Raw genomic sequence first — 6,813 nt, 5'->3', positions numbered from 1 at the left:
CTTGTGCGAAAAAACGTTGACGTTGTGTTTCTTTGTGTGGTTGATTCTTTACTAGGAACGATTCTTATTTAGAGCAGAGCGCCGACTTTGTAAAGGATTTTTTTCAAGGTTGGCGGCGTTTTTTTTCATTATCTTTATAATTATTTGATAATAAAAGGTTTTTTATGGCATCTTCCTACATGGTTCCCGATCTGCCGCTGTTTGGCGAGGCTCTTTTGAGCCGGTCGGACGGGGCGGCCTGCCGGGTTCGCTTTGAAGAAGAGATCAAGCGCAGCCGTTTCATCACCACGCTTGCCCGGGCCGACAGCCGGGAGCGGGCCCTTGCCTTTGTGGATTGCGTGCGCAGGGAGTTTCCCGACGCCAGACATAACTGCTGGGCCTACGCCGTGGGCAGACCCGGCGACACGGCGAGGGTGGGGCAGAGCGACGACGGCGAGCCGCACGGAACCGCGGGACGGCCCATGCTCGCGCAGCTTCTGTACGGGGGCGTGGGGGAGCTTGTGGCCGTGACCACGCGGTATTTCGGGGGCATCAAGCTCGGGACGGGCGGTCTTACGCGCGCGTATCAGAACGGCGTGAAGCAGGCGCTCGAGCTTTTGCCGGTGACGGAGAAGAAGGTTCTCGTGCGGGCGCTTGCGGAAGTGGACTATGCGCATGCCGATCGTTTTTACCGGCTGCTGCCCCGCTTTCAGGCCCGCGTGGTTGAGGACGACTTCGGGGCGAGGGCTCTGTTCACGCTGGAGCTGCCCGAAGACATGGCGGAGCCGTGCCGCGAGGCGCTCAGGGAAGCCACGGACGGCGCCAGCGAACTTTTGTTGACGGAAGAGGAAAAGGGATGAAGAACATTCTCATGCTGGCCACGGGCGGCACCATTGCCTGTGAACCTTCGCAGGACGGGCTTGTGCCGCGTCTTTCAGGGGAGACGATGCTTCGCGTTCTCGGGGGAGCCGATCTGCCCTGCAGGGTTGAGGTGCGCGAGCTCATGAATCTCGACAGCAGCAACCTTCAGCCTGAGGACTGGAAAACCATGGCGCAGGCCGTGGCCGACGCGTGCGACGACTATGACGGCTTCGTCATCACCCACGGCACGGACACCATGGCCTACACGGCTGCGGCGCTGCATCAGATGCTGAAGAATCTGCCCAGGCCCGTCATCATCACGGGTTCTCAGCTTCCGCTCACGGCGGAGGGGTCCGACGGTCCCCGAAATCTGCGGGATGCCTTTTTCGTGGCCTGCGAGGGCGTTCCCGGCGTGTTCGTGACCTTTCACGGCGCCGTCATCGACGGAGCGAGGGCCAAGAAGATGCATACGGAAAGCTTTGCCGCCTACGCCAGCGTGAACGCGCCGCTTGCCCGCATCACGCCGGACGGCGTTCTTTGGAAGGAGCGCCGCCCTCTGCCGGAAGGACCGCTGGAGCTTCTGACCGGTCTTGAATGCAGGGTATGCGTGCTCAAGCTGGTCCCCGGAACGTCTCCGGCGCTTCTCGACATGATGGTTGACGCCGGATACCTGGGCATCATCATAGAAGGATTCGGGGCGGGAGGAGTGCCCAACGACAGCCGGGGAAGTTTTCTTCCTTCCATCCGCCGCGCCGTGGAAAGGGGTGTGGTCATCGTGTGCGCCTCGCAGTGCGTTTTTGACGGCGTGGATCTTTCCCGATATCCCATAGGCGTGCTTGCCGCGCGGCTCGGAGCCGTTTCCGGCGGGGACAAGACCGTGGAAGCCCTCACCGTGCGCCTCATGCAGGCGCTTTATTACTGCGGCAACGCGGAAGAGGTGCGGACATTCATGGAAAGACCCGTTTAGTCGCGGCCGTTCGCCTTGCCTTTTCCCCTTTTTTGCGTCACAAAAGAAAAAATTACCTTAGTGGAGACAATGATGAGCAACCCCCTTATCCTCATGGAAACTTCTTCCGGCGACATTCTGCTGGAACTTTTTGAAGACAAGGCTCCCGCCACGGTGGCCAACTTTCTGCGCTACGTGGACGAGGAGTTCTACAACAATACCATTTTTCACCGCGTCATCAAGGATTTCATGATTCAGGGCGGCGGTCTCGGCGTGCGCATGGAAGAAAAGCCCACGCATGAGCCCGTGGTCAACGAGGCCGGCAACGGCCTTTCCAACAAGCGCGGAACGCTGGCCATGGCCCGCACCTCCGAGCCCCATTCCGCCACGGCGCAGTTCTTCATCAACGTGGTGGACAACGAGGAGCTCGATCACAGGGACGACACTCCCGAAGGATTCGGCTACTGCGTGTTCGGCCGCGTGGAAGACGGCATGGACGTGGTGGACAAGATAGCAAAGCTCAAGGTCAAGCCCCAGGGTGAACATGAGGCCGTGCCTCTTGACATGGTCGTCATCACCCGCGTCAGTCGTTTTGAATAGCCGTCAGTGACGGAGAGCCGGTCTTGCGCCGGCTCTTTTTGTCTTTCCGCCGGGCTGCGGAAACACGGACAGACGGCCCGTTCTGCGGGTCGAACTTCAGGAGCGTTTCGTGGAAGCTGGTTCAGGTTCAATTTCGCTTTTCGTGGTGGTTCTCGTTCTCGTATGTCTGCTGGCGTTCTTCATCCTCAAGGGCAGGAAAAAGCCGGTAAAACGCGCTTCTCCCGCCCCAGAAACGGGCATCCCCCAGGGGCTGGAGGAGGAGTACCGCTGCGGCGTGGATCCCTGTGGCTGCGGCGTGCCCGTCATGTACACGCTGCATACCTGCCGTCACTGCGTGAGACTCAAGGATTTTCTTGACCATCACGGCATAGAGCACAAACTCATCTACGTGGACGATTTTTCTGATCCTGCCAGAAGGGAAATCATGACGACGCTTCGTTCGCACAATCCCCGTGGCTCCTTCCCCACGCTGGTGGTGCCGGACGGCCGGAGCGTGGTGGGCTTCCGCGAAGACGCGGTGAAAAGTCTGCTCGGACTTGACTGAGCGGTTCCGGCCGGAACCTTTCCGGTCAGGCCGCAGCCCTTGAAAGCAACGAGCCTTTTAATGCCAGAGGAGCTTGGATGAACAAAAAGTATATCGTGGGCGGACTTGTCTTCTGGGCCGGGCTTTCCGGCTACATGGGGCTGCGCATTCTGGAAAGCTATACCGAGGACGCCGTGTTTGCGGCGCTTTCCGCCGTGCCCGCGCAGGCGCAGGAGATACGGTATTCCTTTCTCAGGAACACGCTCACTCTGAAGGGCGTGGAGTATGAGCTTCCCGACGACAAGATCATGCACAAGGGCACCATGGAAAGCGTGGAAGTGACGGGCTTCAACCGCAAGTGCATGTTCGTGAAGCCCAACATGCCCGCCTACGATCCCGATGCTCTCCCCATCGTGGCCGAGTCCGTCACCGTCACGGGCATCGTGGACACCGTGCATGCGGGGCATACGAAGATGGAGCAGCGCGTGGAGCGCGCGCATCTTCGCGGCTGGCATCAGCGTCTCGGCATGCTTCTGGATCAGCACAGTCAGCACAACGGCGAGGCTTCCTTCTTTGAGGAGCTGTATCGCTGCAGTCTGGACGGCATGGAGCTGAGCGGCGTGACCTCCTCCGTCTCGGGGCCCTACCGGCAGCCCATGCGCATTTCCGTGGCGGAAATGGCTCTTCCCGAAGGCATACGTGCGCCGCGCGGCACGGAAAAGGTGCCTTCCGCAAGCCTGCGCATTTCAGGCGCGGCCGTTGCCGGCAAAAGTTTTTCCGGAGGTGTTCAGCAGCTTGACCTCGAGAACCTCCGTGTTCTTGAACCGGCGGCCATGGCGGAGTTTCTGCGCCTGAACAGGGCGCTGGACACGGCAGAGCCGAACCGTATGTCCGCAAATGACGGCGACGAGTTCATCGACCGCTTGTTCGAGCTCACGGCGAAGAACTATGAGAACAGAGTGCCGTTTTCCAGAGCGGCGGTGCAGGGCGGCACGCTTTCCGTCATGGACGCCCCCGGCGGGAGCGAAGTGTTTTCCCTGAACATGGCGCTGAAAAGCCTGAACTGCACGATGTCCGATACCGGGGACGGAGGATTCAGGGAAGCCGTGACGCTTGACGGCTTGAAGGTCACCTTGCCCGATGCCGGGATGTTTGCCGACATTTTTTCCCGGTATGCGCCGGACGGCATCACTCTGAACATGAGCGGCGACGCGACGGCCGGGGCTCGGAATCTTTCCGGAAAGGTCCGTTATGAACTGGAAGGCCTTGGAGCGCTGGAAGGCGATCTTGATGTGAGCGGCGACATACGTGCACTTCGTAAGGCGTCCATGGAGAACGTGCCGGACGACACGCTGGACGAACTCATGCAGACCCTGCGTCTCGGACGCCTGCACCTTACCTACCGGGATGCCGGTCTTGTGCCCATGGGACTGGAACTTGCGGCCCGCTGGAAGTTCGACACGCCGGAAGAAATGCTGGCCGAAGCCCTCGTGCTGGTGAAGATGCTCGAGCAGTCTCCGGAAAGACCCGTTCGGGAACTTGGCCGTGCGCTCGCGGAGCAGCTTGCTGCGCCGGGTGAGTTCTCCATGACCATTGCGCCGGAGCAGCCCATGAATTTCATGGAAGCGCTTTCTCTCGCGTCCGGGAATCCCGACGCGCTGCCGGTGACGTTGGCCTCGAAACCGGGTACGAAAGCGGTGAAAGACTATCTGCCGGGAGAACGGAAATGAACAGGAAGTATGCGATAGGCGTCCTTGTCCTCCTTTGTGCCGGGGCAGCCGGCTGGTTCGGCATGCGCACCGTGGAAAAAACTACCGAGCAGGCGGTGGCTGAGGCGCTGGCCTCCGTGCCCGCACAGGCGCGCGAGATACGGTATTCCCTTCTTGAGAACACGCTCACGCTCAAAGGCGTGACCTACGAATTTTCCGGCGGCGACATTCTGCGCAGGGGAAGCGTGGACAGCGTGGAAGTGAAGGGGTTCAACCGCAAGTACGTATTCACGAAGTCCGATGCGCCCTATCGTGCCGACGATCTCCCCCTGGTGGCCGAAGCCATTGCCGCCACGGGCATCGTCGACAGCATGCAGATGGACGGGACGAAGGTCGAGCAGCGCGTGGAAAAGGTACGGCTTACGGGCTGGTATCAGCGGCTCGGCACCCTGCTTACCCTGAACGCGCAGAACAGGGGCGACGAGGCCTTTTTTGAGGAGCTGTACCGCTGCCGCATCGACGGCATGGAAATCGACGGCGTGAGCATGGCTCTTTCCGAAGCCGACGCTCCTTCCGCACGCATCGGGGTGGAGGAAATTTCGTTCCCCGACGGCATGCGCGCTCCCCGGGACGGGGAAAAGGTCGCGCCCGTGAGCGTGCGCTTCGACGGCATTCATGTTTCCGGCAAGGATTTTTCCGGCGCACTGCGGAAGCTGGAATTCCGGGATGTCCTTGCTCCCGATCCCGACGTGCTGGCGGCCTTTTTCCGGATTTTCGGCGAGGGAGACAATTTCGAGGACGATGATCTGCGCTATCTTGCCGAAAACAAGCTCATTTCGGACATCGAGAATCTTTTGCTGAAGAACTACGAAAACAGGGTTCCGATCCGCCGCATGCTCGCAGAAGGCGGCTCGCTCAGCCTTCAGGACACGCCGGAAGAGCAGGGGGCGAAGCCTGCCGTCTTTTCCATGGACATGAAGAGCTTCGACTATCGACTGTCCCTGACGGAAGAAGGAGCGATCAGGGATGCCACGAATCTTTCCGGTCTGAAAATGAACTTCCCGGACTCCATGGAGGAGGCGGACATTCTTTCCCGCTATGCGCCCGAAGGACTGATTCTGAATGTGACCAGCAACAGCCTTCTCGCGGATGACGAGCTTTCCGGCAAGGCCCGCTATGAGCTGGAGGGGCTCGGCGTGCTGGAAGGAAGCCTTGACATTGTCGGCGACATCCGCGCGCTTCAGCGCGCGGTGCTGGAAGGCGACCCTTCAGGAGAAGTCGACAGGCTCATGCAGTCCGTGCGCCTCAAGGGAATGAACGTGATCTGCCGTGATTCCGGACTTCTGCCCATGAGCGTGGAAATCGCGGCACGCTGGAGCGGCTCGACGGTCGAAAATGAGCTGAAGGAGCTTTCTGCGCTTCTGCAGAAGATGGCACAGGACAAGGAAAGACCGGTTCGGGAATGCGGGGCGGCTCTTCTGGAACAGCTTGAACGTCCCGGGGAGTTCGTCATGACCATTGCTCCGGAACGTCCCATGAACTTCATGGAGATCATTGCTCTTGCGTCCATGAATCCCGACGCCCTGCCCGTGACGTTCGGCTCAAGGCCGGGGGAAAAGGCGCTGACGGATTATCTGCCGAAAAAGTAGGAAGAATGCCGGGCACGGAAGTTGTGCCGCAGGCGGAAGACGACACGAGGGCGACGGATTTCTCCGTCGCCCTTCATTTTTTGCATGGCGGTGAAAGGGATTGTGCCTCGGACCGGGACGCGGCGGGCAGAGGAAGAGCGCGCGTGTCGGCGGAGCGGAACGCAGGATGGTGCCGTCTGTTCGCCTTGTGTGCTGGGCGCACGTCGGACGAGGGGCTTCTCGCCGGGCGGCATGAAGACGGGAGGAAGGCTGTTCAGCCGTCCGGGAAAGAGGACGGGGAAAGATTCCCGAACCGTTTTCCCGGAGCGGAAGGTGTCCAGCAGCCATGGACGTGACTTCAGAGTTCGAGTGATTCCATTTCCTGCTTCAGGTCGCGGGCTGTCCAGACCGCGTAGCGGTCAAGATGCGTGGGATCGCGGTTGATGATGGCGATTTTTCCGCCGCTCTGCAGCGTGATTTCCGGTACGGCCGCGGCCGGATACACGGTGAGACTGGTGCCGAGCACGAGCATGAGGTCGGCCGCGCGGGCTTCGCGTTCCGCCTCGG

General features: G+C 60.4%; 6 protein-coding genes and 1 pseudogene. 6 read left to right on the top strand and 1 reads right to left on the bottom strand.

All coding sequences use genetic code 11. From position 1 onward, the window contains the following. Positions 1-164: 164 nt before the first annotated feature. The 6 genes from QZZ60_RS09850 to QZZ60_RS09825 all read left to right on the top strand — a co-directional run bounded on the left by QZZ60_RS09850 (position 165) and on the right by QZZ60_RS09825 (position 6,267). Complete coding sequence (locus tag QZZ60_RS09850; RefSeq protein WP_295640970.1) at positions 165-839, top strand: YigZ family protein; 675 nt, start codon at positions 165-167, stop codon at positions 837-839. Next, the gene (locus QZZ60_RS09845; RefSeq protein ID WP_295640968.1) at positions 836-1,807 is read left to right on the top strand and encodes an asparaginase; all 972 of its coding nucleotides are present in this window, start codon (positions 836-838) and stop codon (positions 1,805-1,807) included. The genes QZZ60_RS09850 and QZZ60_RS09845 overlap by 4 nt, the downstream gene beginning before the upstream one ends. A gap of 72 nt (positions 1,808-1,879) precedes the next feature. Continuing rightward, positions 1,880-2,386 (top strand): peptidylprolyl isomerase, encoded by a 507-nt coding sequence (locus tag QZZ60_RS09840; protein ID WP_295640966.1) that lies wholly within the window; start codon positions 1,880-1,882, stop codon positions 2,384-2,386. Positions 2,387-2,495: 109 nt separating this feature from the next. After that, positions 2,496-2,930 carry a glutaredoxin family protein gene (locus tag QZZ60_RS09835; RefSeq protein WP_295640964.1) on the top strand — a complete coding sequence of 145 codons (435 nt, stop codon included), beginning with the start codon at positions 2,496-2,498 and terminating at the stop codon, positions 2,928-2,930. A gap of 77 nt (positions 2,931-3,007) precedes the next feature. Then, positions 3,008-4,639 carry a hypothetical protein gene (locus QZZ60_RS09830; RefSeq protein WP_295640962.1) on the top strand — a complete coding sequence of 544 codons (1,632 nt, stop codon included), beginning with the start codon at positions 3,008-3,010 and terminating at the stop codon, positions 4,637-4,639. Next, complete coding sequence (locus QZZ60_RS09825; RefSeq protein ID WP_295640960.1) at positions 4,636-6,267, top strand: hypothetical protein; 1,632 nt, start codon at positions 4,636-4,638, stop codon at positions 6,265-6,267. The genes QZZ60_RS09830 and QZZ60_RS09825 overlap by 4 nt, the downstream gene beginning before the upstream one ends. Positions 6,268-6,604: 337 nt before the next feature. Here QZZ60_RS09825 and QZZ60_RS09820 read toward each other — a convergent pair. Further along, positions 6,605-6,813: pseudogene (locus tag QZZ60_RS09820) on the bottom strand (hypothetical protein); the annotation flags it as partial.

This window comes from uncultured Mailhella sp., assembly GCF_905187505.1.
Classification (GTDB): Bacteria; Desulfobacterota; Desulfovibrionia; order Desulfovibrionales; family Desulfovibrionaceae; genus Mailhella.
The sequence above is the reverse complement of the archived record's forward strand: the minus strand, read 5'-3'. Positions and strand labels throughout refer to the sequence as shown.

Excerpts from the sequence above, each read along its gene's own strand:
- QZZ60_RS09850 (WP_295640970.1), top strand. The coding sequence starts at position 165 with ATGGCATCTTCCTACATGGTTCCCGATCTGCCGCTGTTTGGCGAGGCT.
- QZZ60_RS09845 (WP_295640968.1), top strand. The coding sequence starts at position 836 with ATGAAGAACATTCTCATGCTGGCCACGGGCGGCACCATTGCCTGTGAA.
- QZZ60_RS09840 (WP_295640966.1), top strand. The coding sequence starts at position 1,880 with ATGAGCAACCCCCTTATCCTCATGGAAACTTCTTCCGGCGACATTCTG.
- QZZ60_RS09830 (WP_295640962.1), top strand. The coding sequence starts at position 3,008 with ATGAACAAAAAGTATATCGTGGGCGGACTTGTCTTCTGGGCCGGGCTT.
- QZZ60_RS09825 (WP_295640960.1), top strand. The coding sequence starts at position 4,636 with ATGAACAGGAAGTATGCGATAGGCGTCCTTGTCCTCCTTTGTGCCGGG.